Annotated in this window: 21 protein-coding genes; 12 read left to right on the top strand and 9 right to left on the bottom strand. The window is 66.9% G+C overall.

What is annotated here, in order from left to right:
• Position 1: 1 nt before the first annotated feature.
• Positions 2–223: an RNA-binding S4 domain-containing protein gene (locus VPH47_RS14595; RefSeq protein WP_010486399.1), complete on the bottom strand. Its 222-nt coding sequence runs from the start codon at positions 221–223 to the stop codon at positions 2–4.
• Positions 224–490: 267 nt separating this feature from the next.
• Here VPH47_RS14595 and VPH47_RS14590 point away from each other — a divergent pair, with 267 nt between their 5' ends.
• From VPH47_RS14590 to VPH47_RS14565, 6 genes are all read left to right on the top strand, one after another.
• A complete protein-coding gene (locus VPH47_RS14590; protein WP_075674956.1) occupies positions 491–2,437 on the top strand; it encodes a DEAD/DEAH box helicase in 1,947 nt (648 codons plus the stop codon).
• A gap of 226 nt (positions 2,438–2,663) precedes the next feature.
• Entirely contained in the window at positions 2,664–5,084 is a 2,421-nt protein-coding gene (locus tag VPH47_RS14585; RefSeq protein ID WP_368851106.1) for a putative bifunctional diguanylate cyclase/phosphodiesterase, read from the top strand.
• Between the two features lie 110 nt (positions 5,085–5,194).
• Positions 5,195–6,859: a diguanylate cyclase gene (locus VPH47_RS14580; protein WP_324187372.1), complete on the top strand. Its 1,665-nt coding sequence runs from the start codon at positions 5,195–5,197 to the stop codon at positions 6,857–6,859.
• 34 nt (positions 6,860–6,893) lie between these two features.
• A complete protein-coding gene (locus tag VPH47_RS14575) occupies positions 6,894–7,616 on the top strand; it encodes a pseudouridine synthase (RefSeq protein WP_032128352.1) in 723 nt (240 codons plus the stop codon).
• 117 nt (positions 7,617–7,733) lie between these two features.
• Complete coding sequence (locus VPH47_RS14570) at positions 7,734–8,804, top strand: sensor domain-containing diguanylate cyclase (RefSeq protein WP_110711684.1); 1,071 nt, start codon at positions 7,734–7,736, stop codon at positions 8,802–8,804.
• A gap of 164 nt (positions 8,805–8,968) precedes the next feature.
• Entirely contained in the window at positions 8,969–10,129 is a 1,161-nt protein-coding gene (locus tag VPH47_RS14565; RefSeq protein ID WP_368851105.1) for an AAA family ATPase, read from the top strand.
• 30 nt (positions 10,130–10,159) lie between these two features.
• Here the strand turns inward: VPH47_RS14565 and VPH47_RS14560 are convergent, their stop codons facing one another.
• From VPH47_RS14560 to VPH47_RS14550, 3 genes are read right to left on the bottom strand one after another with little or no spacing between them, the layout of a single operon-like run.
• Positions 10,160–11,107, bottom strand: coding sequence for a DMT family transporter (locus VPH47_RS14560; protein ID WP_032128349.1), 948 nt, complete (start codon positions 11,105–11,107; stop codon positions 10,160–10,162).
• Positions 11,108–11,141: 34 nt separating this feature from the next.
• Positions 11,142–11,972, bottom strand: a complete 831-nt coding sequence (locus tag VPH47_RS14555; protein ID WP_368851104.1) for a DUF72 domain-containing protein — start codon at positions 11,970–11,972, stop codon at positions 11,142–11,144.
• Positions 11,969–12,412 (bottom strand): VOC family protein, encoded by a 444-nt coding sequence (locus tag VPH47_RS14550; RefSeq protein ID WP_180854207.1) that lies wholly within the window; start codon positions 12,410–12,412, stop codon positions 11,969–11,971. The genes VPH47_RS14555 and VPH47_RS14550 overlap by 4 nt, the downstream gene beginning before the upstream one ends.
• 110 nt (positions 12,413–12,522) lie before the next feature.
• Between VPH47_RS14550 and VPH47_RS14545 the strand changes: the two genes are divergently transcribed.
• Both VPH47_RS14545 and smrA read left to right on the top strand, forming a co-directional pair.
• Positions 12,523–14,082 (top strand): serine hydrolase, encoded by a 1,560-nt coding sequence (locus VPH47_RS14545; RefSeq protein WP_368851103.1) that lies wholly within the window; start codon positions 12,523–12,525, stop codon positions 14,080–14,082.
• Between the two features lie 199 nt (positions 14,083–14,281).
• Positions 14,282–16,114: a multidrug efflux ABC transporter SmrA gene (gene smrA / locus VPH47_RS14540; protein ID WP_197610370.1), complete on the top strand. Its 1,833-nt coding sequence runs from the start codon at positions 14,282–14,284 to the stop codon at positions 16,112–16,114.
• Positions 16,115–16,165: 51 nt separating this feature from the next.
• Here smrA and VPH47_RS14535 read toward each other — a convergent pair whose 3' ends face one another.
• Positions 16,166–16,948, bottom strand: a complete 783-nt coding sequence (locus VPH47_RS14535; RefSeq protein ID WP_368851102.1) for a hypothetical protein — start codon at positions 16,946–16,948, stop codon at positions 16,166–16,168.
• 124 nt (positions 16,949–17,072) lie between these two features.
• Between VPH47_RS14535 and agp the strand changes: the two genes are divergently transcribed.
• The gene (agp, locus tag VPH47_RS14530; RefSeq protein ID WP_368851101.1) at positions 17,073–18,293 is read left to right on the top strand and encodes a bifunctional glucose-1-phosphatase/inositol phosphatase; all 1,221 of its coding nucleotides are present in this window, start codon (positions 17,073–17,075) and stop codon (positions 18,291–18,293) included.
• A 9-nt stretch (positions 18,294–18,302) separates the two neighbouring features.
• Here agp and VPH47_RS14525 read toward each other — a convergent pair whose 3' ends face one another.
• The gene (locus tag VPH47_RS14525) at positions 18,303–19,301 is read right to left on the bottom strand and encodes a polysaccharide lyase (RefSeq protein WP_368851100.1); all 999 of its coding nucleotides are present in this window, start codon (positions 19,299–19,301) and stop codon (positions 18,303–18,305) included.
• Between the two features lie 164 nt (positions 19,302–19,465).
• Between VPH47_RS14525 and VPH47_RS14520 the strand changes: the two genes are divergently transcribed.
• Positions 19,466–19,702 (top strand): hypothetical protein, encoded by a 237-nt coding sequence (locus VPH47_RS14520; protein WP_049399572.1) that lies wholly within the window; start codon positions 19,466–19,468, stop codon positions 19,700–19,702.
• Between the two features lie 84 nt (positions 19,703–19,786).
• Here the strand turns inward: VPH47_RS14520 and VPH47_RS14515 are convergent, their stop codons facing one another.
• Positions 19,787–21,595, bottom strand: a complete 1,809-nt coding sequence (locus VPH47_RS14515) for a DUF885 domain-containing protein (protein ID WP_014036483.1) — start codon at positions 21,593–21,595, stop codon at positions 19,787–19,789.
• A 112-nt stretch (positions 21,596–21,707) separates the two neighbouring features.
• Between VPH47_RS14515 and VPH47_RS14510 the strand changes: the two genes are divergently transcribed.
• Both VPH47_RS14510 and VPH47_RS14505 read left to right on the top strand, forming a co-directional pair.
• Positions 21,708–22,064: a GFA family protein gene (locus VPH47_RS14510; protein ID WP_110711692.1), complete on the top strand. Its 357-nt coding sequence runs from the start codon at positions 21,708–21,710 to the stop codon at positions 22,062–22,064.
• A gap of 32 nt (positions 22,065–22,096) precedes the next feature.
• Positions 22,097–22,876: a DUF4349 domain-containing protein gene (locus VPH47_RS14505; RefSeq protein ID WP_180860184.1), complete on the top strand. Its 780-nt coding sequence runs from the start codon at positions 22,097–22,099 to the stop codon at positions 22,874–22,876.
• Between the two features lie 31 nt (positions 22,877–22,907).
• Here VPH47_RS14505 and VPH47_RS14500 read toward each other — a convergent pair whose 3' ends face one another.
• Together VPH47_RS14500 and VPH47_RS14495 are read right to left on the bottom strand one after the other, a co-directional pair.
• Positions 22,908–23,201 carry a hypothetical protein gene (locus tag VPH47_RS14500; RefSeq protein ID WP_005408721.1) on the bottom strand — a complete coding sequence of 98 codons (294 nt, stop codon included), beginning with the start codon at positions 23,199–23,201 and terminating at the stop codon, positions 22,908–22,910.
• A 68-nt stretch (positions 23,202–23,269) separates the two neighbouring features.
• The gene (locus tag VPH47_RS14495; protein WP_110711693.1) at positions 23,270–24,214 is read right to left on the bottom strand and encodes a LysR substrate-binding domain-containing protein; all 945 of its coding nucleotides are present in this window, start codon (positions 24,212–24,214) and stop codon (positions 23,270–23,272) included.
• Between the last annotated feature and the right edge of the window lie 63 nt (positions 24,215–24,277).

The following is a 24,277-nucleotide window of genomic DNA, read 5'->3' as shown; positions in this document are numbered from 1 at the left end:
ATCATCCGGCGGCCAGCACCCGGATCTGGCTGTCGGCGAATTCGACCACCTGGCCTGCGCGGATCTTGCAGGCCTTGCGCAGTTCGACTTCGCCATCGACCCGCACCTGGCCATCGCCGATGACCATCTTGGCCTCGCCGCCGCTGGTGACCAGGTCGGCCAGCTTGAGCAGCTGCTTGAGTTCGACGTAGTCACCGTCGAGGTCGAATTCGAGAATCTGCATGGAGCGGGGTTCCTGGGAAGAGGGCGCAGGCCAGTGGCCGGACCGGGGAAGAGGGCGCGTATTGTGCGCCAGCGCGGGGCATGACGGCACGCGCACGGAAAGCTGTACGCGTTGTTCAGGATCAATGCGGTATCATTCCGCTCTGAGCGAGTGAAATCTCCTCCGACCGAGCAGCGCCAGGGCACGCGATAAGAAGGGCGCCCAAAGCGCGGACCATCCCTTTTTTATCGCACTGCCAGGAAGACGGCAGTGCCTTCGGAGTTCCCCATGTCCCAAGATTCCCAAGCGCCGCTGCAGTTTGCGCAGCTCGGCCTGTCCGAGCCCGTGATGCAGGCAGTCACTGCCATCGGCTACGAAACCCCGTCGCCGATCCAGGCCGCCACCATCCCGGCGATGCTGGAAGGCCGCGACGTGCTGGGCCAGGCCCAGACTGGCACCGGCAAGACCGCTGCCTTCGCGCTGCCGGTACTGTCCAACATCGACCTGCAGCAGATCAAGCCGCAGGCCCTGATCCTGGCACCGACCCGCGAACTGGCCATCCAGGTTGCCGAGGCGTTCCAGTCCTATTCGTCGAAGATCCCGGGCTTCCGCGTGCTGCCGGTGTACGGCGGCCAGCCGTACGGCCAGCAGCTGTCGGCGCTGCGTCGCGGTGTGCACATCGTGGTCGGTACCCCCGGCCGCGTGATCGACCACCTGGACCGCAGCACCCTGGACCTGTCCGAGCTGAAGACGCTGGTGCTGGACGAAGCCGATGAAATGCTGCGCATGGGCTTCATCGACGACGTCGAAGCCGTGCTGAAGAAGCTGCCGGAGCAGCGCCAGGTGGCCCTGTTCTCGGCCACCATGCCGCCGCAGATCCGCCGCATCGCGCAGACCTACCTGCAGGACCCGGTGGAAGTGACCATCGCGGCCAAGACCACCACCTCGGCCAACATCCGCCAGCGTTACTGGTGGGTGAGCGGCATGCACAAGCTGGACGCGCTGACCCGCATCCTGGAAGTCGAGCCGTTCGACGCGATGATCATCTTCGCGCGTACCAAGGCCGGCACCGAAGAACTGGCCAGCAAGCTGCAGGCCCGTGGCCTGGCCGCTGCCGCGATCAACGGTGACATGCAGCAGGCCCAGCGTGAGCGCACCATCGCCATGCTGAAGGAAGGCAAGCTGGACATCCTGGTCGCCACCGACGTGGCTGCCCGCGGTCTGGACGTGGAGCGCATCAGCCACGTGCTGAACTACGACATCCCGTACGACACCGAAAGCTACGTGCACCGCATCGGCCGTACCGGTCGTGCCGGCCGCAGCGGCGAGGCGATCCTGTTCGCCACCCCGCGCGAGAAGGGCATGCTGCGCCAGATCGAGCGCGCCACCCGCCAGCCGATCGAAGAGATGCAGCTGCCGAGCGTGGAAGCGGTCAACGACACCCGCATCAACAAGTTCACCTCGCGCATCAGCGAAACCCTCGGCGCCGGTGGCCTGGACTTCTACCGCCAGCTGCTGGAGCGTTTCGAGAACGAGCAGAACGTGCCGGCCATTGAAGTGGCTGCCGCGCTGGCCAAGATGCTGCAGGGTGACACCCCGTTCCTGCTGCAGCCGCCGGTGCGTGCCCCGCGTGAAGAGCGCGCACCGCGCGAACGCTTCGACCGTGGTGACCGCCCGGAACGCGGTGATCGCTTCGACCGCAACGAGCGTGGTCCGCGCTTCGAGCGTGGCCCGCGCCGTGACGACGCCGAAGGTGGTTTCGAGCAGCGCCCGCGCCGCGAGGTTCCGCCGCGTGGTGCGCCGGAGCAGGGCATGGAGACCTACCGCATTTCGGTCGGCCACCAGCACGGCGTGAAGCCGGCCAACATCGTCGGCGCCATCGCCAACGAAGCTGGCCTGGAAAGCCGTTTCATCGGCCGCATCGACATCCACGATGACTTCTCGCTGCTGGACCTTCCGGCACAGATGCCGCCGGACGTGCTGTCGCACCTGCAGAAGGTCTGGGTGTCCGGCCAGCAGCTGCAGATGCGTGCGCTGGCCCCGGGTGAAGACACCAACCCGGCCCCGCGTCCGTTCAAGCCGCGCTTTGACAAGCGTGGTCCGGGCGGCCCGGGTGGCCCGCGTCGTGGTGGCCCGGGCGGTCCGGGTGGCCACGGTGGCGACCGCGGCGGTGACCGCGACAGCCGCCCGCCGCGTCGTGACGGCTTCAAGCCGCGCGGCCCGCGCAGCTACTGAGCGGCAACGTAGCGATGACAACGCCAGCCTTCGGGCTGGCGTTGTCCGTTCCGGGGCTGGGAAAGGGGACGGAGGGGATTAAGTCGTATATGGCAGGCCACGCGCTTATGCCGAAAACGACTTAATCCCCTCCGTCCCTTTTTTCGCATGGCCAACACATTGCCGGTCCTAGGCTGATCCGGTTCCAAGGGAGGTTGTCACCGCAGCACATTCGGGGGGATCCGGGATGGGTAGGAGTGGCACGGACCAACAGCGTCGGCGGGTACCGATGACCCGCGGCCTGGGACTGCGATTTGCGTTGCTGACGGGCATGGCGATCGGATTGGTCGCGTTGTCCGCCTTGATCCAGGAACTGCAGGCGGCCTCCACCGCCTGGATCGCCGGCCAGGGCTACTGGTCGCGTGGTCAGCAGGAAGCCACCGCCGCGCTCAGCCGTTATCTGGCGCGGGGGAATGCCCAGGACCTGGACGATGCACGCCAGGCCCTGCAGGTGCCATTGGGTGATCTGCAGGCGCGGCTTGCGCTGGAACAGGCCGAGCCGGATGAAGCCAAAGCCCGGCAGGGTTTCCTGCAGGGCGGCAACGCGCGTGCCGACATTCCGCGGCTGGTGTTCTCCTTCCGCCATGCACGTGACATCGGCGCATTCCGCGAGGCGACCGCGTTGTGGCGGCAGACCGATGGTGACCTGATGGCGGTGCAGCGCCTGGTCGACGAGCTGCAGCTGCGGCATGACGAAAGCGGCTTGCCTGTGCCTGTCCGTGACCGTTACCTGCAGCAGCTGCGTGATCTCGATCGTCGGCTGCAGGTACTGGCGCAGGCGTTCTCGCAGGCGCTGCTGCGGATGGCCACGATGGTACGGATCGCGACGCTGGTGGTCGGTGGCCTGTCGGTGCTGGCGATCAGCCTGATGGCGGTGGCGCTGGCGCGTCGTGTCGGCAAGGATCTGACCGAGCACGAAAGCCGCTTTCGTGCGGCGTTCTACCAGGCCAACGTGGGCATGCTCAAGCTCGACACCGATGGCAAGGTGATCGAAGCCAACCAGGCGATGGCCGATATCCTCGATTATCGACGTGACATGCTGCTGCAGATGTCACTGCACGACCTGCTGATGGAAGGCGAGCTGGTCATCGATGGGGTGGGCCGCATCGACTGGGACCGGCAGCTGCGGCCAAGCGAACTGCGCTTCCGGCGCCGCGACGGCAGCCTGGTCTGGGGGCGTTGGAGTGGTACCGGCGTGCACAGCAGTGGTGGCCTGTCGGTGTTTGCGATCATCGAGGATGTCAGCCAGAACCACGCATTGGCACGTGAGATCGAGCATCACGCCAGCCACGATCCGCTGACCGGCCTGATCAACCGCCGCGAGATCGAGCGGCTGCTGGAACGTTCGCTGCTGCAGGTGCGCAGCGAGGGCGGCACGCATTCGCTGTGCTACATCAACCTGGATCACTTCAAGCTGGTCAACGACAGCTTCGGCCATGCTGCGGGTGACCAGATGCTGCGCAGTTTCGCCGATTACCTGGTGGCGGCGGTGCGTGATGGCGACTGGGTCGGCCGGCTGGGTGCCGACGAGTTCGCGGTGTTTCTCGCCCATGCCGGCCAGGACGAAGCCAAGCGCGTGCTGCAACGGGTGATCCGCAACCTGGGGCAGGCGACCTTCCCGATCAGCGAGGGCAGTCCGCAGCTGAGCTGCAGCATCGGCGTGGTCGAGGTCAGTGCCGATGCGCCGGACGTGAACTGGTTGATGAGTGCCGCCGACAGCGCCTGCTATGCGGCCAAGCAGGCCGGGCGCAACCGCGTGCACTGCTTCAATGAGAACCGCATGGCGCTGGAGGAACGGCGGCAGGAGGCCGAGCGCCTGCAGGGCGTCAGCCTGGCGATGGCCGAAAACCGCATGCTGCTGTATGCACAGCGCATCGCCCGCGTGGGCGATCCGTCCTACCTGCACTACGAGGTGCTGGTGCGCATGCGTGGTACCGATGGCAGCCTGCATCTGCCCGGCCAGTTCATGCCGGCGGTGGAGCGATACGGCATGGCGGTGGCGCTGGACCGGCACGTGCTCGGGCTGTTGTTCCGCCACCTGCAGGTATGCCCGGCGCACGTGCGCCAGCTGGGCCTGTGCAACGTCAATGTGTCCGCGCAGTCGATCGCCGAGCCGGGGTTCCTTGCCTTCGTCTGCGACCTGCTCGAGCGCAACCGCGCATTGGCCTCCAAGCTGTGCTTCGAGATCACCGAGACCGCAGCGATCAGCAATCTCAGTCAGGCCCGGGCGTTCATCGACGCCGTGAAGGCGCGCGGCTGCCGGATGGCGCTGGATGACTTCGGCTCCGGCCTGTCCTCGTTCGGCTACCTGCGCCAGCTGCCGGCCGACATCCTGAAGATCGATGGTGCGTTCGTGCGCGACATGGATACCGATCCGGTCAGCCACGCCACCGTGCGCGCGATCAGCGAGCTGGGACGTGAGCTGCAGATGGAGGTGGTGGCCGAATGGGTGGAGACCGCCGAAGTGGCGGGTGCGCTGACCCGGCTCGGTGTGCAGGGCCTGCAGGGCTACGCGATCGAGCGGCCGCAGCCGCTGGAACGGATGACCCTGGCCGATCTGCGCCCGGTGCGGCTGGTCGCGGTGAAAGGGCCGCAGGGGGCTGGCTGAATGGCTTGGCGGCGACTTTGGTCTACACGTGCGACGCACGTCCGGCTGCGATAATGCGCGCCAGGGGCGACGCGCAGTGGGCGCGGACGTAAGCAGGAACAGGATGTGGCGTGGGCGTCAGGCAGTGGCAGTACGGAACAGGAGCGGTGCTGGTCGTACTGCTGGTGTGGTTGGCGATGCCGTGGCCGCTTCAGGCCGCCGTGGCCGTGTCGGGCCGCGATTATCTGCTGGTGGGGGGCGCCACCGACGAACCGACCCCACATCGAGCATGCACGCCGCAGATGCTGTCCGGTTCCCGCCAGCAGGTGCTGGTACCGGCTCCGCAGGAAGGCTGGTCGGGCCAGCCACAGGCGCTGGATGTATTCAATGTCTTTGCCGGCGAAGTGCGGGTCCAGCACGGCGACCGCGAAATCTGCGGCAACATGCACGACGCCCGCACCCGCGACTCGCGCTTCCGCGCAGGCATCGGCCTGGTTGCGGTGCCGCCGGCGGGCAGCCACGCGCCGTTCCTGGTCTCCTGGCAGACGCCGCTGAAGGCGCGCTGGGTACCGACCCTGCGGCTGGGCGCGCCCAGCCCGGTACAGCAGAACGACACCGCCCGCCTGCTGATGCGTGCTGCCTGCATCGCTGTGGCGATCGCATTGGCGCTGTCGGCATTGATGGCCTTCCTGACCACGCGCGATCGCAGTTTCCTGGTCTACGTTGCCGGCACCACGGTGCTGGTGCTGTGGCAGGCCATCCTCGGCGGCCTCAGTGGCTACCCGGAGCCGTGGCTGCCGGTGGGGGAGCGCGGGGCCTGGTGGCTGCTCTCGCTGACCGCTGCCACCCAGGCGCTGGTACTGCCGGCACTGTGGCGGCTGAACGGCGGTGACCGCGTATGGCCACGATCGCGGCCATTGCAGGCGACCGTGCTGTGGGGCCTGCTGGCGCTGGCCGTACTGGTGCCGTGGCTGCGCTGGGAACAGCTGGCCTGGGTCGCGCAGGGCCTGCAGGTGTCCTATCTGCTGGGGTGTGGCCTGGCACTGCTGATGGGCGTATGGGCCCGTTGGCGCGGCGACCGCTGGGCGCAGGCTGGACTGGCCGCATTGGCACCCATGCTGGTCCTGATCATCGCCGATGCCTGCCGTGCGGAATGGCTGCTGGAGTACCGGGTCGAAGCATTGCAGCTGTCGGTGACCTGGCTGCTGATGATGGCCGCCTATGCCATGAACCAGCGGCTGGGCCGGCTGCGCCAGCAGCGCGATGAACTGCGCCAGCTGGCCGAAACCGACGGCCTGACCGGACTGCCGAATCGCCGCGCCGGCCTGCAGCAGCTGGCCCGTCACCTGGCACAGGTTGACCGTGAGCGCGGCCCGCTGGTGATCGGCTTCCTCGATATCGATCTGTTCAAGGACATCAACGACCGTCACGGCCATGCCGTGGGTGATCAGGTACTGGTGGCGGTGGCACGCGCGCTGCGCGCTGCGGTGCGCAGCCAGGACGAAGTGGTGCGGATGGGCGGCGAGGAGTTCCTGCTGCTGATGCCCGGCATGCCGCGCGAGGCGGCGTCGGCGCGGCTGGACCGCCTGCGCCAGCGCATCACCGAGGCCGGGCGGGCGCTGCAGGTGCCGGGGCTGGAGGTGACCGCCAGCATCGGACTGGCGCAGTGGCGGCCCGGCGAGGACGACCTGGCCGGGCTGCTGCGGCGGGCCGACCATGCCATGTACGTGGCCAAGCGCGCCGGTCGCAACCGGGTGTTCGACGGCGAAGAGCTCGATCCGCCGGCCCCGGCATGAAGCGCAGCGGGCGGCGATGCCGGATAATAGGGCGATGACCACCCGACTCAACAAACATATCGCCGACACCGGCTTCTGCTCCCGCCGCGAGGCCGATCGCCTGATCGCCGCCCGCCGCGTCACCGTCAACGGCCACGCGGCCGGCACCGGTGCGGTGGTGGGCGAGGAAGACCAGGTGCTGGTCGACGGCCAGCCGCTGCGCGCGCGCGTCGCACGCAAGCCCGGCGCCCGCCGCCACGTCTACATCGCGCTGAACAAGCCGGTGGGCGTCACCTGCACGACCGAAACCTCGGTCAAGGGCAACATCGTCGACTTCGTCGGCCATGAACAGCGCATCTTCCCGGTCGGCCGCCTGGACAAGGAGTCCGAAGGCCTGATCCTGATGACCAGCAACGGCGACATCGTCAACCAGATCCTGCGTGCCGAGAACGGCCACCAGAAGGAGTACCTGGTGGCGGTGAACAAGCCGGTTACCGACGAGTTCCTGCGTGGCATGGCGCGCGGCGTGCGCATCCACGACCAGATGACGCTGCCGTGCAAGACCTCGCGCATCGCCAAGTTCGGTTTCCGCATCACCCTGCAGCAGGGCCTGAACCGGCAGATCCGCCTGATGGCGGCCGAGTTCGGCTATCGGGTGACCCAGCTGCGCCGCGTGCGCATCGACAACATCAAGATCGGTGCGCTGAAGCCGGGCCAGTGGCGCAACCTGACTGAACAGGAGCTGCAGGGACTGCTGCCCAAGCAGCTGGACTGGTAAACGGCTTCTGTAGAGCCGAGCCCATGCTCGGCTGCTCTTCTGTCCGGGTGCAGCCGAGCATGGGCTCGGCTCTACATCGGCTAGACTCAGCAGTGACCTGCCGGAATGTGACGCTGCATGATCAAGCCCGACAAGCCTGCCAACGAAGCCCTTCGGCTCGAGGCGCTGTACCGCTACCGGATCCTTGATTCGCAGCGCGAGAAGTCATTCGACGACCTGGTGGCGATCGCCAAGGCGGTCTGCGGTACCTCGATGGCGGCGGTGACCCTCATCGACGTCGAACGGCAGTGGTTCAAGTCGATCCAGGGCATCGACGCGGCGGAGAACCTGCGCAGCGAATCGATGTGTGGCCACGCCATCCTGCAGCCGCAGGAAATCATGGTGGTCGAGGACGCGTTGCAGGACATCCGCTTCCACGACAACCCGGTAGTGACCGGCGACCCGCACATCCGCTTCTACGCCGGTGCGCCATTGATCAGTTCCGATGGACTGCCTCTGGGCACGCTGTGCGTGTTCGATGCACATCCGCAGCACCTGCCCAGCGACAAGGCCGAGGCACTGGCCGCACTGTCACGGCAGGTGATGCTGGTGATGGAGCTGCGCCGTTTCGCGCTCGACATCCAGAAGCACATGCTGGAACGCGATGACTACGAGCGCCTGCTGTCGGAGTACCAGGACGTGCTGCTGGCGCAGAATGCCGACCTGGCCGAGCAGAGCCGCACCGATGCGTTGACCGGCCTGCCCAACCGCCGCGCGATGGCGGCGGCACTGGAAGAGGCGGTGGTGGAGATCGATGGGCAACCGGGCGTGGCCTGCGTGGCGCTGCTCGACATCGACCATTTCAAGCACATCAACGATTTCCAGGGGCATGCCACCGGCGACCGGGTGCTGGCCGAGCTGGGCGTGCTGCTGCGCTCGCATTTCGCTGGCCGTGGCATGGCGGCGCGCTATGGCGGCGAAGAGTTCGTGGCGGTGATGCCGGGGACCGATCTGCGCACGGCCGAACTGCAATGCGAATTCCTGCGCCTGGCCGTGGCGGATCTTCCGCTGGGTTTCCCGGTCACGATCAGCATCGGCGTTGCCCAGCATCACGCCGGTGAAAGCGTGGACGCGATGCTGGCCCGTGCCGACAAGGCGCTGTACCGCGCCAAGGGCAATGGCCGCAACCGGGTGGAGCTGGCGGGCTGAAACACCGGCGACTCGCGCGCTGAACGCGTGCGACGTGTGGATGATTCGATGCCGTTCCAGTAGATCCACGCCATGCGTGGATGCTCTTCCCGATTCACGTCGCGTCGCAGCTCCTGCGATCAGAACCGGCCAGCATGACGTCCCTGTTTCCACGGACACCAGCCATGCTGCAGACCCTGGCCATCGCCCACTATCGCTCGCTGCACGGGCTGGTACTGCCGTTGCAGCAGTTGAACGTGGTGACCGGTGACAACGGTAGTGGCAAGTCCAGCCTGTACCGCGCGCTGCGCCTGCTGGCGGAGACCGCGCAGGGCGGCGTCGCGGCGGTGCTGGCCCGTGAAGGGGGACTCGGCTCTGCGCTGTGGGCCGGTCCCGAATCCATCGATCGTCGGGTCGCGGCCGGCGAGATCCCGCTGCAGGGAGGGCCCCGGCAGTCATCGGTGGGGCTGAAGCTGGGCTTCACCACCGACGAGTTCGGCTATGCCATCGACCTGGGCTACCCGCCACCCAGCCGTTCGGCGTTTGCGCTGGATCCGCAGATCAAGGCCGAGGCGATCTGGGCCGGGCCGTTCCTGCGCAGCGCCAATCTGCTGGTCGATCGTCGCGGGGCGATGGTACGGCAACGCCATGCGCGCGGCTGGGATCTCGTGGATGACCGGTTGTCTCTGTTCGACAGCCTGTTCACCCAGGTCGGCGATCCGCAGCGCATGCCGGAAACCATCGCCTTGCGTGAGTACATCCGCGGCTGGCGCTTCTACGACCATTTCCGCAGTGATGCCGATGCTCCGGCGCGGCAGCCGGCGATGGCTACGCGCACGCCGGTACTGCACCACGACGGGCGGGATCTGGCGGCGGCCTGGGTGACCATTCTCGAGATCGGAGATCCGGTCGCGTTGGCACGCAGCGTCGATGATGCCTTCCCCGGCGCCACGGTCGGCTTCGGGGAACTGGACGGTCGATTGGCCCTGCGCTTCCACCAGCCGGGGCTGCTGCGGCCGCTGTCGATGGCCGAACTGTCCGACGGCACGCTGCGCTTCCTGCTGCTGGCCGCGGCACTGCACACGCCACGCCCGCCACCGCTGCTGGTGCTCAACGAGCCGGAGACCAGCCTGCATCCGGACCTGCTGCCAGCGCTGGCGCGACTGATCATCGCCGCAAGTGCACGCAGCCAGGTGTGGGTGGTCTCACACGCCAGCCGCCTGATCGCAGCACTGGAGCAGGCGCCCGGCTGTCATTCGCTGCATCTGCACAAGGAACAGGGGCGCACGCTGTTGAGCGGGCAGGGCCTGCTGGATGCCCCTGCATGGCACTGGCCGCAGCGTTGATACGGCCATCCACGCCCGGCGCGGAGGCACTCAATCGGCGATGTTGCGTGCCTCGGCCGTACCAAGAATTTCCGGATGCTGCACAGGCTTGCGACGGTTCAACAACGGATGCAGGAATACCGCGCCGACGATGATCGCCACGCCCAGGTAGAACCACGGGGTGACTTCGTGCTGCTCGCGCAGCAGCACCACCGCCAGCACCACCGCATAGACCGGCTCCAGGTTGGTCACCAGCTGCACCGTATAGGCGCTCAGGTGGCGCAGTGCGACCAGGGCCAGGGCGAACGGCAGCAGCGTGCAGAACCCGGCCAGCACCAGCAGCAGGATGCCGTCGTGCAGGTCCGGGACCACCCACAGTGGGCTGGCCAGCGCCGGCAACAGGTAGGGCATCAGCGGTGCCAGCAGGGTCAGGGTCAGGGTGCCCGCACCCAGCTCCAGCGCGGTGACCGTGAGCGGGTCGGCGTGGCTGACCATGCGCTTGTTGAGCGAGCCGAACACCGCCACCAGCAGCGCCGATATCGCGCCGATCAACACGCCTAGGCGCATGCCATCGGGCACGCCACCGACCACCAGTGCCACGCCCGGCAGCACCGCCAGACCGAACGCCAGTTCACGCAGCTGGAACGGTCGCTTGGCCACCCAGGGTTCGATGATCGAGGTGAACACCGGGGCCAGTGCAATGCAGGTGGCGGCCACCGAGGCATTGGCCAGTTTCACCGCGCCGTAGAAGGTCAGCCAGTGCAGGGCGACCAGCGCACCGATGCCGGCGTAACCGGCCACCAGCCGCAAGGGCAGGGTGCGCAGTCCGCGCCAGACCCGCGGCAGCAGCGCCAGCATCGCCGTCACCAGCAGCATGCGCCACCACACCAGCGGCAGCGCCGGCAGGGTGATCAACTTGCCGAGGATGGCGGTGACGCCCCACAGCAGGACACAGAAGTGGATCTGCCACAGCGCTTTGCGGGTGTCGGGTGTGCTCATCCGCCTATTGTGAGGCAAGGCGATGACCGCAGCGCTATCCGCGTGAGGAATTGCTGGCCCCGTCTACCCGTTGCTGCAGGGCCATCGCCGCTACAGGGTTGCGTGCCTTGCCAGCACCAATGCACAGCAGGTAGACCTCGCGCGGGGTTTCCGGAGCCGGCGCGGCCAGGCAGGGCAGGTCATTCACCGGGTCGCCGCGGGACCAGCGGCGTGCGCGTTCGGCCCAGCGCTGCTGCACCGGCGCCGGCAGGCCCTCGTTCAAGCGGACCTGGCTGCGCTTGATCCGTGCGTAGACGAAACCGGCACTGACGTCACCGTGCAGGGGGGCCTCGTCGCTGTCCTCGATCACCAGCGCCACACCGTGTCGACGGGCGGCGGCGACCAGTGCCGGGCCATGTGCCTCGGCGTTGCGGACCTCCAGCGCATGCTGCAGCGGTACGCCCTGCAGCTGCTGCGGCAACTGCGCCATCAGCGCGCCCAATGCATCTGCATCGGCCGGATGACGCGGATCGAACTGCCACAGCAACGGGCCAAGCCGGTCACCGAGCGCCAACGCCGCCTCAAGGAACGGTGCGGCCGCCTCCACGGTGCTGGACAGGTCACGGCGCTGTACCAGGTAGCGTGGCGCCTTCATCGAAAACCGGAAACCGTCGGGTGTCTGTGCGGCCCACTGCGCACACTGCGTCGCGGTGGGCGTGCGGTAGAACGTGCCGTTGATTTCGATGCAGCGCAGGGCGCGGCTAGCGTAGGCCAGTTCTTCACGCTGCGGCAGGCCGGCAGGATAGAACATGCCGCCACGCCATTCGGGAAACACCCAGCCACCGATGCCGCAGCGGATCTCCGCCGGACGGGCGGTCGCGGTCACTGGCCGTGGTCCGCGCGCCACGGGTCGTAGCTGCCGAACCACCACAGGTAGCCTTCCGGGTCGGCGCAGGCGTAGCCGCGTCCGCCGTAGTCCTGGTCAGCAATGTCGATGACGATGCGTGCCCCGGCGGCCTTGGCCCGGGCGTAGTGCGCATCGGCATCGGTGACGATCACGCAGGCGCTCTGGGTCTGGCGTCCGCCGACCTCGTCAGGCATCGCCGCATGCTGGTTCCACTCGCTTTCCTTGTCGGCCGAGCCGAGCATGATCATGCCGTGGCCGAAGGTGAGCTGCGCATGGAACACCGTATCGCCCTCCGCGTAGACGGCCTGGGCATGGAAGCCGAAGGCGCGCTGCAGCCAGTCGATGGCCGCCTGCGCGTCGCGATAGCGCAGGCATGGAATGATGGTGGATCCGTTGTCTGGTTGGCCGTTCCCGCCCATGGCACCCCTCCTATGGCACAGGGCAGGCTGCGCCGCAGACCGTTACCATCCTGCGAAACCCTGGTGACGGCCTGCACATGGCCGCTACCCCTGTTCGGAGATGGTGCTGGATGAAAACCTGGATTGGAGGAGCCGTGCTGCTGGCATGCACGACCATGGCAAGCGCGGCGACCCCGGCGCAGCTGCAGGACCTGGATGCGACCGTCGAGCGCGTGCGCGCGCAGTTCGACGTGCCCGGCGTCGCCGTGGCCGTGGTCAAGGACGGCCAGGTGGTGCTGGAACGCGGCTGGGGCGTGCGCGAGCAGGGCAAGCCGGAGCCGGTGCAGGCCGATACGCTGTTCGCGATCGCCTCCAATACCAAGGCATTCACCGCCACTTCGCTGAACCTGCTGGCCGAAGACGGCAAGCTGAAGATGGACGACAAGGTGATCGACCACCTGCCGTCGTTCCGCATGTCCGATCCGTTCGTGACCGGGCAGATGACGATCCGCGACCTGCTGTCGCATCGCAGCGGGCTGAGCCTGGGTGCCGGTGACCTGCTGTTCTGGCCGACCACCTCGTACAGCAATGCCGAAGTGGTGGAGCGGCTGGGCCAGGTGCCGCTGAAGGGTGGTTTCCGCGAGAGCTATGCCTACGACAACATCCTGTACGCGGTCGCCCAGCAGGTGATCGAGCACGTTTCCGGCATGAGCTACCAGCAGTTCCTGCAGACCCGCATCTTTGACAAGGTGGGCATGGTTGGCACGCGCTACAACGCCGACCACCTGAAGCCGGGCGACAAGGCGGCGGTCGGCCACGCCAAGTACGATTTCAAGGACCTGCGCACTGTCGCGCCGCTGACCTGGTCGAACAATGCCGGCGCTGGTGGCATCTATTCAAGTGCGCACGACATGGCACGCTGGATGCAGGTGCAGCTGGCCGAAGGAAAGCTGGCCGGCGGCACTGCGCTGTTCAGCGAAAAGAGCCAGCAGCAGATGTGGCGGATGATCACCCCGCAGTCGATCCCGGCGCCGAGCGTGCCGGAGCTGGCACCGGCGCGGGCCAACTTTGCCGGTTACGGCGAAGGCTGGAGCCTGAGCGATTACCGCGGGCAGAAACTGGTCTGGCACACCGGTGGCTGGCCTGGCATGGTTTCGCGGCTGACCCTGATGCCGGGCGAGAAGCTGGGCGTGGTGGTGCTGACCAACCAGGAAGTGGGCGCGGCGTTCAACGCGATCACCCTGAGCGTGCTTGATGCCTATCTGGGCGGCGAGAAGCACGACTGGGTGGACGCCTATGCCAAGGCCGTGGCCAAGGGCCAGGACAAGGCCGACGAGGCCTGGGCCAAGCACCAGAACGCGCGCGACAAGGGCAGCAAGCCATCGCTGGCACTGGCCGGCTACACCGGCACGTTCCGCGACCGCTGGTATGGCGACATGCAGATCAGCGCCCAGGGCAAGGGCCTGCGCCTGCGCTTCATGAAGACCGCACAGCTGAGCGGTCGGCTGGAGCACTGGCAGCACGACACCTTCATCGTGCGCTGGGACGACCGTTCGCTCAACGCCGACGCGTTCGTGAACTTCAGCCTGGATCCGGACGGCAAGGTGCGTGAGGTGCGCATGCAGTCGATCTCCGACCTGACCGATTTCAGCTTTGATTTCCAGGACCTGCTGTTCACCCCCGTGAAATGACGCCGCCGGGCGTGGCCCGGCGCTGCCGTTTGACGAATCCCATCGGTAGTGCCGGCCGCTGGCCGGCAACCTGATGATCCCCGGAAGCGTCGCGAGGGGGCCGGCCAGCGGCCGGCACTACCGGAACCGCGGCGATCATCGGCTGGCGTACACATCCGGCGTGGGATACTCCGCCGCTTGCAAGAGGCGAGGGAATGCGATGTTCCGTTGGTTTGAATCCCTGATTCCGGTGTTCCCGCCCGTGGATGGGCGCATGCCGCCGCGCAAGGTGCTGCCGTTCTACCTGCACTACCTGCGCCCGGTGTGGCCGGTGCTGCTGGCGACCCTGATCGCCGGCCTGCTGCTGGCGCTGGTGGAAGTGGCGATGTTCGACTACCTGGGCCGCATCGTCGACATGGTCGCCGAGCAGCCGGGGGCCGATTTCTTCAAGCGCCATGCCAATGAACTGGGCTGGATGCTGTTCATCACGGTCATCGCGCGGCCGATCCTGGTCGGCCTGCACAACCTGCTGGTCAACCAGGCCATCGTGCCCGGCCTGAGCAACCGCTCGCGCTGGCTGATGCACAACTATGTTGTGAGGCAGAGCCTGAGCTTCTTTCAGAACGACTTTGCCGGCAGCGTCGCCAACCGGGTGATGCAGACCGGTACCTCGCTGCGCGAATCGGCGGTGCAGATGGTCGATTCGCTCTGGTACATCGTGGTCTACACCGGCACGGCGCTGTACCTGTTCGCGCAGGCCGACTGGCGGCTGATGGTGCCGCTGATCCTGTGGCTGCTGGCCTACGCGGTGATCCTGGTCTACTTCGTGCCGCGCGCGAAGGAACGGGCCTGGATTGCGTCCGAAGCGCGTTCCAAGGCGATGGGCCGCATCGTCGATGGCTACACCAACATTCCCACGTTGAAGCTGTTCGCCCATGGCGGGCGCGAGCAGGCCTACGTGGCCGAGTCGATCCAGGAACTGGCGGTCAAGCACCGCGCGCAGACCCGGGTGACCACCGGCATGGACCTGACCATCGCCATCGTCAACGGTTTCCTGATTGCCGGTACCTGTGGGCTGGCGCTGTGGCTGTGGAATGGCGGCCACATCACCGTCGGTGCGATCACCCTGGCCACCGGCCTGGTGATCCGCATCCACAACATGTCCGGATGGATCATGTGGACCATCAACGGCATCTTCGAGGACATCGGCACGGTGCAGGACGGCATCACCACCATCGCGCAGCCGCTGACGGTGCAGGATCGCGAGGATGCGGTCCCGTTGCAGGTGACCCGTGGTGGCGTGCATTTCCAGGACATCCACTTCCACTACGGCAAGAAGGGCGGCGTGATCGCAGGCCTGGACCTGGTGGTGAAGCCGGGCGAGAAGATCGGCCTGGTCGGTCCCTCGGGTGCCGGCAAGTCGACCCTGGTCAACGTGCTGCTGCGCCTGTACGACCTGGAAAGCGGCCGCATCCTGATCGACGGCCAGGACATTGCCTACGTCACCCAGGAAAGCCTGCGCCAGCAGATCGGCGTGGTCACCCAGGACACCTCGCTGCTGCATCGCTCGATCCGCGACAACCTGCTGTACGGTCGCCCCGACGCGACCGATGCGCAGTTGCGCGCTGCCGTGGCCAAGGCGCGTGCCGAAGCCTTCATCGATACGCTGGTGGACGGGCAGGGGCGTCGTGGCTACGACGCACATGTCGGCGAGCGTGGCGTGAAGCTGTCCGGTGGCCAGCGCCAGCGCATCGCCATTGCCCGCGTGCTGCTGAAGGACGCACCGATCCTGGTGCTGGACGAAGCGACCTCGGCACTGGACTCGGAAGTGGAAGCGGCGATCCAGGACAGCCTCGACCAGCTGATGGGCGGCAAGACGGTGATCGCGATCGCACACCGGTTGTCGACCATCGCGCGCATGGACCGGTTGGTGGTGATGGACCAGGGGCGCATCGTCGAGACCGGCAGCCACGCCGAATTGATTGCGGCCGGTGGCCTGTACGCACGGTTGTGGGCGCGGCAGACCGGTGGCTTCGTGGCTGCCGATCAATGAGGGTTTGCGGGCGGATCCTTTCCGCAGGAGAGGATCCGCTCCGCTGCGGCGTTATCGACCTTCCTGCTCGGGTTCGATGCTGACCTTGATCAGAGCCACGCACTTCGACGCTGGCTCGCGCCGTTGTTCGACAACGTCCCCCTGCAACTGGACGCGAATGCTGCGGTCGTCCCGGGTGAACACGTAGGAGAGCCCGTCCTCAATGAACGCGTACTGCGCTGGCGGCGGCTCTTCCCCAATAATCTCCTGTGCGTAGCCGGCCTGAAGCAGGCGTTGTTGCAGTGCACCGGCACGCAGGGGGCAATGCGCGCCAACATCCTCGTACACGAGTGGGTTGTCACGGGGCCGCTCCTCGCCCAGTGGTCTGATCTTCATCACCGTATAGCTCAGGTAGACCGCTGCGGGGTAGTAGGTGACGTCGAGGTGCTGGCTGAACTGGTTTCCTTTGGGAAGGTTCATTGCGGAGACCTGCAATGCACGTTCCGGCGCCGGGTCGGGGTTCCAGGGCTCGGCGCGCGGCTGTGGCATCGGCGACTGGTTCAGGTGCAGTCGCAGGCCGTCGCAGAGCGCCGGCAATCGCAGCGCGTGCAGATCGGTTGGCTTGCCTTGCAAAGACAACAGCAGGTTCACCACCCTGTCGGAGACATCCTGCGGGTCGCGTACGTCGAACAGCGTGTTCGGTTGCGACAATGCCGAATGTGGCATTGGGCAGCTGCCCGGTGCCGCCCATTGCTGGAAGTCATAGTCATCGGCGGCAAAGGCCGTGGCTGACACCAGAGTGGCGGCAAGTACTGTTGCGATGGCGAAGAGGGTACTGTGCCTTTCCCTGGGCATGATCCGGATCCTTGTGTTGGCCAGTGGCCGATATCGGCACTGTAGCGCGGCAGCCTGCGGCTCGCTTGCAGCAAGGGCCAGAGCTTATGCTGCCTGCGCCCTGTCCACCCCACAAGGTGCTTCCATGTTCCTGTCCGCGCGTTGCGCCCTGTTGCTGGCCCTGCTGTCTCCCTGCACGGTGTGTCCCGCCGCCGGGGATACCGGCGACCAGCTCGAGCAGGTCGTCCTGCTCAGCCGTCATAACCTGCGCGCGCCGGTGGTGGCGTCGGGCGCGCTGGCCAATGCCACTCCGGAGCGCTGGCCAGGCTGGGACGTAGGCGCAGGCGAGCTGACCACCAAGGGCGGCGTGCTGGAGGCCTACATGGGCCGTTACATGGGCCAGTGGCTGCGCCAGGCGCAGCTGTTGCCGGCCTCGGGTTGCCCCCGGCCGGCTGACTTCCATGCCCATGCCAACAGCCTGCAGCGCACCCAGGCCACCGCGCAGTTCTTCGTTGCCGGTGCCTTCCCGGGCTGCCATGTTGCGGTCGAGCAACGCATGCCGCTGGGCGCGATGGACCCGCTGTTCAATCCGGTGATCCACCGCGATGACGCGGCGTTCCGCGCACGTGCGGCATCGGCGATGCAGCAGGCGCTGTCCGCATCCGATCTGGCACCGGCACTGTCCGTGGTGGAGGAGATCACCCGCTATCCGCAGTCGGCGGCATGCAAGGGGCACAGCGACTGCCATCTGGCGCTGTCCGACACCAGCTTCAGTGCAGCCGCGGGCAAAGAGCCACGCGTCTCCGGATCACTGGCCCTGGCCAGCGGGCTGGTCGATGCCTTGTTGATGGAGCACTACCAGGGCAGTGGCATCCCCCGCGAAGGCTGGGGCCGGTTGACCACCGAGGCGCAATGGCAGGCGCTGGCGCAGATCCGCAACCGCTACCAGGACATCCTGTTCGGAACGCCCGAGGTGGCGCGGGATGTGGCCGGACCGCTGCTGGCACGCGTGGATGCGTTGTTGGAAGATCCCGCATCGCCGAAGGTGAGCCTGCTGGTCGGTCACGATTCCAATATCGGTTCGGTGCTGGCGGCGTTGGGAATCACGGACTACACGTTGCCGGGCCAGTACGAGAAGACGCCGATCGGCGGCCTGCTGCAGTTCGAGCGCTGGCGTGATCGCCACAGTGGGGTGGAACGGATCCGCCTGGCCTACGTCTACCCGACCACCGCGCAGCTGCGCGATGCGCTGCCGCTGGCCAACGCGCAGCCGCCGGGCCGCGTCGCGCTTCGTGTGCCGGGGTGCGCGGCACAGGGCTGCACCGTCGCCGAGTTCCAACGTCTGCTGCATCCGGCAGCCCGCTGAGGCACGCCGCTAACGCAGCGGCGCGCGCACGATGCCATGCGTGGCCATCAGCGTAAGGTCGCCGCCCAGCCGTGGCGAGTGGAACGGGCCGCGTGCATGCGCGGCATCAAACAGGCCGCCATCCGGTGATCGCAACCGGTAGAACTCGACCCAGCCGCTGGCCTGCAGGGGCAGCTGTGCAACGCCGGTGTGTTCGTTGAACCATGCAGGGTCCTTGCTGCCTTCGATGACGCGGCGGGCAAGGCGGTCGATGGCGTGATCCCCGCTGGCGTACCCGTCCTGGCCGTGCAGCCGTGCCAGCTCAGCCATCATCACCAGCGGCGCCAATGCGTAGTCGTGGTAGTGCAGGGCACGCTGTCCACGGGTCATCTCCAGCGGCAGGCTGCCATCGTCCTGGATGTCATCGATGCCCTTCTGGAAGGCGGCGTGGCCGGCCTGCCACAAGGCCTCGTCGTCGGTGGCCAGGCCGGTGGCCAGTACGCCCAGACCGCCCCAGTAGTAGTGGTTGTTGCGGCGCCGTTTCGGGTTGTCCCAGTACGCCAGGTTGGCCCGTGCCAGCTTCTGCAGCCACGGATCGATACGCGCGCGCTGCTGCAGGTTGGCCTGGTCATGCACCTTCAGGTAGGCCATGGCTACCGCATCAAGCATCCACTGCCGCATGTAGAACGACTGATCGTTGTTGACCCGGATCATCTGCCCGAGCATGGCGCCATCGTCGGCCCACGCACCCAGCCAGCTCAGCGTGCACTGTGCCGCTGCCGGGTCACCGGTGCGCAGGTAGTCGTCGCTCATGCGCGCCACGTCGGCGGCATAGCGGTCCAGCGGCGCAGTGGCGTCCTTGTTCTGCTGTTGCAGTACCGGGTCGATCACCGAACCGGCCTTGTCGGTGTAGTAGCCCAGGGCGCGGATGTCGGGCTGTCCCGCCGGTGGCGAGGGGCAGGCGGCGTAGGCAGGGGCGGCCGCCAAGGCAGCGGAGAGGAGGCCAAGGCGTAGCACCAGGGAGGGCATGGGAACCTGCAGGGACGGGGAGGCGATGCGAACGATGCGCCCGGAGTCGTTTGCCAGTTGTGAGGCCGCACAGGCCCGGTTTGCAGGTGTTCAGGACCGGAGTGGCGCCTGAAGCTCAAGAGTCGGCTAGTCTGTCGTCATCAATTCAGCCGGAGGGAGTGGCGATGAGAATCACGGATTTTCTCGTGATGGACGGTGAGGGTGACGAGATCCCTGCTGATCCGCATGGCAATCATGTGGCTTTCAACTGTTTCGAGTGCGGATACCCGGTAGTGGCTGGCTCATTGGAAAACGAGCGGGGCAGCGATGAGGATTGCCCTGCAGCCTGTCGTGGCTGTGGTGCCGAGTACTTCGTGGATCTGCGGCTGGGCTCAAAGAAAATGTACATCCATCTGCTCTGACCCGGCAGTAGCCCAAGCAGGGGCGAATAAATAAAGCGGCCCGGGTTTCCCCGGGCCGCTCCGCTTCATCTCACACCTGCGCGATCACTCGATCGGCTGGTCCAGCATCAGCTGGCGTGCGAAACGCACCGGAGGGGCGCCGTAGGACAGTACCTGGTCGTGGTAGGCCTTCAGGTTGAACTTGTCGCCCAGCTTCTCCTGCACCGCCTTGCGGGTGTCGAAGTGTTCCTGCGCACCGACGAAGTAGGTCGGCAGCTGCGCCGACGTCAGCTGCGCGCGCACCCACTTGCCGGCGGCTTCGCTTTCCTGCTGGAACGCGTCGTGGGTCATCAGGTGCATCGCCTTCTCGCGATCCCAGTTGTCCACGTGCACGCCCTGGTCGAGGATCGCGTTGGAGATCGTGCGCAGGTAGAACTTCAGCTGCACCAGGTGGAACAGCGGGTCGTTGTTGAGGTAACCCTGCTCCTGCATCATGCGCTCGGTGTAGACCGCCCAGCCTTCGGCGAACAGGCCCGAACGCAGCACCGCACGCAGGGTCGAGGGGAACTTGGCCGAGTGCCAGCCTTCCAGGTAGTGGCCCGGGGTGCCTTCGTGGATGCTCAGCAGGTGGATCATGCGCGAGTTGTATTCACGCAGGAACGAGTCGACCTGCTTCTCGTTCCAGTCGTCCGGAATCGGCGACACGGCGTAGAAGGTCTTCAGGTTCTTGTCCAGCGGGCCCGGCGAATCGCAGTAGGCCACGGCCACGCCACGCTGGAATTCCGGCATCAGGATGATGTCCACCGGCGCATCGGGCAGGGTCACCAGGTCGTGCTCGCGCACGAACGCGGTGGACTGCTCCAGCGCGGCCTTGGCGTCGTCGACCACCTTGTCGCGCGCCGGCTTGTCGGCGTAGGCCAGTTCCAGTGCCGCCTCGATCGCCTTCTGCTGCTGCTCGTCGGTCGGCTGGGCCGGCATTTCCGGCGCACCGGGCTTGTCCTTCAGCACGGTCTGCGCGATGCCGTACATGTCTTCGCGCACGCGCTTGAGTTCGGCGCGTGCACGCTCACCGATCTCCTGGCGCGACAGCGAGGAGCTCAGCGCGAACTTCAGCTTCTGATCGTACTTTTCCGCACCGATGCGGAAGTCGCCCTTGGCATTCGGCACCAGGGTCTTGTCCAGCCAGGTCTGCTGCTCGTCCACCGCCTTCTTCAGGCCATCGATGGCGGCCTGCAGGCGCTGCTGGTCGGCCTGCGGCAGTTCACCGATGTGCGGGGTGATGAAGGTATCGACGATGCTGAGGATGCCCTTGTTCTGCTTGGCCACCGTCTCGGCGTGGATCTTCGGCACGCGGGCCGGATCCAGGTTCTCGCGTGCCTGGGCGAAGATCGCCGGCAGCTTTTCCATACGCGCGGTGGCCGACTTCAGGCGCTCCGGCAGCGGCGCGAACTCGCGCGCCATCAGGCCGTAAATCGCGCTGCCGGCGATGCCGTTGTACAACTGCGGGTCCCACTTGCCGGACTGCAGCACTTCGGCATTCCAGATTTCCGACTGCAGCTGGTTGCGCAGGATCGCTGCGTCCACCTGGTTCTCGCGGCCCAGCTTGGCCACCTCGATCTTGTCCAGCTCGCCCAGCAATGCCTTGTAGGCGGCCACGGTCTTCTGCTGGCCGGCGGCGCTCAGGTCGTCCAGCTCGCTGTCGTAGCGGTGGTCACCGATCTGGGTGGCGCTGACCGGCGAAAGCTGCATCCAGGTGTCCAGGGCGCGCTTGGACAGGTCGGCGAAGGCGGCATCGACCGCCGCGTCACCGGCCTGCTGGCTGGCGGCCGGGGTGGAACCGTTGGTCGGGGCGTCGGCCGGCTGGCAACCGGCCAGGGCGGCGACCAGGGCGAGGGCAAGGAGATGCGGGCGCATCGGCGTTCCTGTACAGGGTCAAACCCCGAGCATAGGGCCCCGGGGCTGCTTTGTCCCCGTGCCATAGGATTACCATGGGCGCAGACAGGGACTCTCCAGCGGAGCGCAGGACATGGAATACCAGGGAAGCTGCCATTGCGGCAGGATCGCATTCACCGTACAGGCCGAGGCGCCAATCAGCGATGTCATCGACTGCAACTGCTCGATGTGCCGCCGCCGCGGCAGCCTGCTGTGGTTCGCCCCGCGCGAGGCGTTCCAGCTGACCACCGATCCGGCGGACGTGGCCACCTATCATTTCAACAAGGCGCATATCGATCACCACCACTGCCGCGAGTGTGGCGTCGCGCCGTACAGTGAAGCGGTGGATCCGCGCACCGGCACGCCGATGGTGGCGGTGAACGTGCGCTGCGTACCGCAGGTGGATCTGGCCACATTGGCCGTCATGTCCTACGACGGAGCGGCACTGTGAGGCCGCTGCACGCGTGGACGCGCGTGGTGGCGATGCCGGTGCTGCTGCTTGCATTGGCAGCCTGCGCCAAACACGGCGATGTGGCGGCCGATGCAGGCGCTACGGCCGCCGAAGCGGCCGTTGCTTCACCGGAGGGCGCATTCCTCGCCTACGAACACGACGTGCAGGTGCAGCTGGAAGCGGCGCAGATCGCACCCCGCATCCAGCAGGTGGCACAGGCCTGCCAGAGCGCGAAGTTCGGTGACTGCGCGGTGCTGCAGGTCGACCAGCGCAGTGGCGAGCAGCCCAGCGGCGAGGTCAAGGTACGCATCGCGCCGAAGGGCGCCGAGCCGTTGATCGCGATGGCCGGTGAAGGTGGCAAACTGCAGTCGCGCAACACGCGTGCCGAGGACCTCGCGCAGGCGGTGGCCGATACGGCACTGACCAAGGCGCGGCTCGAGAAGGAACACGCGCGGCTGCTGTCCTACCAGGACCGCAAGGACCTGAAGATCGAAGACCTGATGGCGATCACCACGCGGCTGTCGGAGATCGAGGCGGGTGTCGAGCAGGCCAACAAGGATGCCGCGCAGCAGCGCCGGCGCATCGATACCCAGCTGGTGACGATCCACTTCGATACCACCTCCGGCCAGCGCAGTCGCAGCGAGATCGGTGAGGCGCTGAGCGAGTCGGGCAGCATCCTCAGCACCAGCGTTGCGTTCCTGATCCGCGCGGTCGCAGCGTTGCTGCCGGTGGGCGTGCTGGCCCTGGTCGTGGCCTGGGGTATCCGGGCGTGGTGGCGTCGCCGCCGTCGCACGCTGCCGCCCACCCTTTGAGGAAAAGGTCGATGCCGGCAGCCCGCCGGCATCAGCCCTCGTCGGTCTCGTACTCGACGAACACATCCAGCTCCAGCGCCAGTTCCTGCACCGCATCGCGCACCTTCTGCGCGGTACTTTCGTTGCCGACTTCCACTTCCAGTTCGTGGATGCCCGGGCCGATGTCATCGGACAGCCCGGCCGAACTGGAATCGTCGTCGTCCATGTGCGGCATCAGGTCGTCGGTTTCCTCGACATGTTCGATGCCCTCCAGGCCGAGCAGCAGGTCGCTGATCGCGCGGGCGTCGTCTTCGGTTCCGGTGATGCGCAGTCGCAGCATGGCCATGGCGTTGATACGGTGTGGGGTTGCCTGCAGCCTAGCCAGCGTGAAGCAAAGAGCGGGTGAGGGCGCAGTCAGCCGTGCGTGGCCGGGCGCCCGAGCAGGCTTTCCGGCAATGCGGGAATCGGCGTGCGTTCGTCCTGCGCCTGTTCCAGCAACCAGTCGATGAACAGGCGCGCGGCGTGGCTCGGCGGTTGCCCTTCGGCGTGCACTACGTGATACGCATAGCGCGCTTTCAGTGCCGGGCCGGGCAGGCGTACCACTTCGTAGCGCTGCAGGTAGGGCTGCGCGATGTGGGTGCGTGCCAGCACCGCGCCCATGCCGTACACCGCAGCACGCATCGCATCGGTACTGTCGGCGAAGGTGTGCATCGGCGGCAGTGGCGACGGCGGGCGCACGCCGGCATGGCGGAACCAGTCACGCCAGCCCTGCGGCGACAGATCGGTCAGCAGCGGCAGGTCGGCGATGCGCGCCGGATCGACCAGCGCTTCGACTCCGGCCAGTGCCGGTGAGGCCACCGGGAACAGGTAGTCGTCCATCAGGTGCTGCGCACGCAGGCCCGGCCATTGGCCCAGGCCATAGCGGATACCGACTTCCGGACCGTTGTCGTCGTAGCGGTCCAGCCCGCTGCCGGTGTGCAGTTCGATGCGGATGTGCGGATAGGCCTGGGTGAAGCGTGGTAGCCGTGGCAGCAACCAGCAGTAGGACAGCGAGCGCAGCGTGGTGATCCGCAACGGCACGCTGTCGGCATCCGGTTGCAGGTGATGGGCGACGGCCGCGACATCGGAGAAGGCGGCGCTGGCGGCGTCGGCCAGCTGCCGGCCCTCGGCAGTCAGGCGCACGCCACGGGCGTGGCGCAGGAACAGCCGGGTCTCCAGCACCTCCTCCAGGCGGCGCACATGGTGGCTGACCGCGCTGGCGGTCAGGTGCAGTTCCTGCGCGGCCTGGGCGAAGTTCTGGTGGCGCGCGGCGACCGCGAACACGGCCAGTGCGGGGAGCAGGGAAGGGCGTAGCTGCATGTCGAGCCTCAAACCATATTTGTGGCTGGCAGCGATACTACGCGCTTGTGCGGCGGGCGTCTG

The sequence above is a fragment of the Stenotrophomonas sp. WED208 genome (genome assembly GCF_040984485.1).
Taxonomy (GTDB): domain Bacteria; phylum Pseudomonadota; class Gammaproteobacteria; order Xanthomonadales; family Xanthomonadaceae; genus Stenotrophomonas; species Stenotrophomonas riyadhensis.
The sequence above is the reverse complement of the archived record's forward strand: the minus strand, read 5'-3'. Positions and strand labels throughout refer to the sequence as shown.

What these genes read in the sequence shown, in the direction of transcription:
- VPH47_RS14595 (WP_010486399.1), bottom strand. Translation starts at nt 223, where the DNA reads ATGCAGATTCTCGAATTCGACCTCGACGGTGACTACGTCGAACTCAAG.
- VPH47_RS14590 (WP_075674956.1), top strand. Translation starts at nt 491, where the DNA reads ATGTCCCAAGATTCCCAAGCGCCGCTGCAGTTTGCGCAGCTCGGCCTG.
- VPH47_RS14585 (WP_368851106.1), top strand. Translation starts at nt 2,664, where the DNA reads ATGGGTAGGAGTGGCACGGACCAACAGCGTCGGCGGGTACCGATGACC.
- VPH47_RS14575 (WP_032128352.1), top strand. Translation starts at nt 6,894, where the DNA reads ATGACCACCCGACTCAACAAACATATCGCCGACACCGGCTTCTGCTCC.
- VPH47_RS14570 (WP_110711684.1), top strand. Translation starts at nt 7,734, where the DNA reads ATGATCAAGCCCGACAAGCCTGCCAACGAAGCCCTTCGGCTCGAGGCG.
- VPH47_RS14565 (WP_368851105.1), top strand. Translation starts at nt 8,969, where the DNA reads ATGCTGCAGACCCTGGCCATCGCCCACTATCGCTCGCTGCACGGGCTG.
- VPH47_RS14560 (WP_032128349.1), bottom strand. Translation starts at nt 11,107, where the DNA reads ATGAGCACACCCGACACCCGCAAAGCGCTGTGGCAGATCCACTTCTGT.
- VPH47_RS14550 (WP_180854207.1), bottom strand. Translation starts at nt 12,412, where the DNA reads ATGGGCGGGAACGGCCAACCAGACAACGGATCCACCATCATTCCATGC.
- VPH47_RS14545 (WP_368851103.1), top strand. Translation starts at nt 12,523, where the DNA reads ATGAAAACCTGGATTGGAGGAGCCGTGCTGCTGGCATGCACGACCATG.
- smrA (WP_197610370.1), top strand. Translation starts at nt 14,282, where the DNA reads ATGTTCCGTTGGTTTGAATCCCTGATTCCGGTGTTCCCGCCCGTGGAT.
- VPH47_RS14535 (WP_368851102.1), bottom strand. Translation starts at nt 16,948, where the DNA reads ATGCCCAGGGAAAGGCACAGTACCCTCTTCGCCATCGCAACAGTACTT.
- agp (WP_368851101.1), top strand. Translation starts at nt 17,073, where the DNA reads ATGTTCCTGTCCGCGCGTTGCGCCCTGTTGCTGGCCCTGCTGTCTCCC.
- VPH47_RS14525 (WP_368851100.1), bottom strand. Translation starts at nt 19,301, where the DNA reads ATGCCCTCCCTGGTGCTACGCCTTGGCCTCCTCTCCGCTGCCTTGGCG.
- VPH47_RS14520 (WP_049399572.1), top strand. Translation starts at nt 19,466, where the DNA reads ATGAGAATCACGGATTTTCTCGTGATGGACGGTGAGGGTGACGAGATC.
- VPH47_RS14515 (WP_014036483.1), bottom strand. Translation starts at nt 21,595, where the DNA reads ATGCGCCCGCATCTCCTTGCCCTCGCCCTGGTCGCCGCCCTGGCCGGT.
- VPH47_RS14510 (WP_110711692.1), top strand. Translation starts at nt 21,708, where the DNA reads ATGGAATACCAGGGAAGCTGCCATTGCGGCAGGATCGCATTCACCGTA.
- VPH47_RS14505 (WP_180860184.1), top strand. Translation starts at nt 22,097, where the DNA reads ATGCCGGTGCTGCTGCTTGCATTGGCAGCCTGCGCCAAACACGGCGAT.
- VPH47_RS14500 (WP_005408721.1), bottom strand. Translation starts at nt 23,201, where the DNA reads ATGGCCATGCTGCGACTGCGCATCACCGGAACCGAAGACGACGCCCGC.
- VPH47_RS14495 (WP_110711693.1), bottom strand. Translation starts at nt 24,214, where the DNA reads ATGCAGCTACGCCCTTCCCTGCTCCCCGCACTGGCCGTGTTCGCGGTC.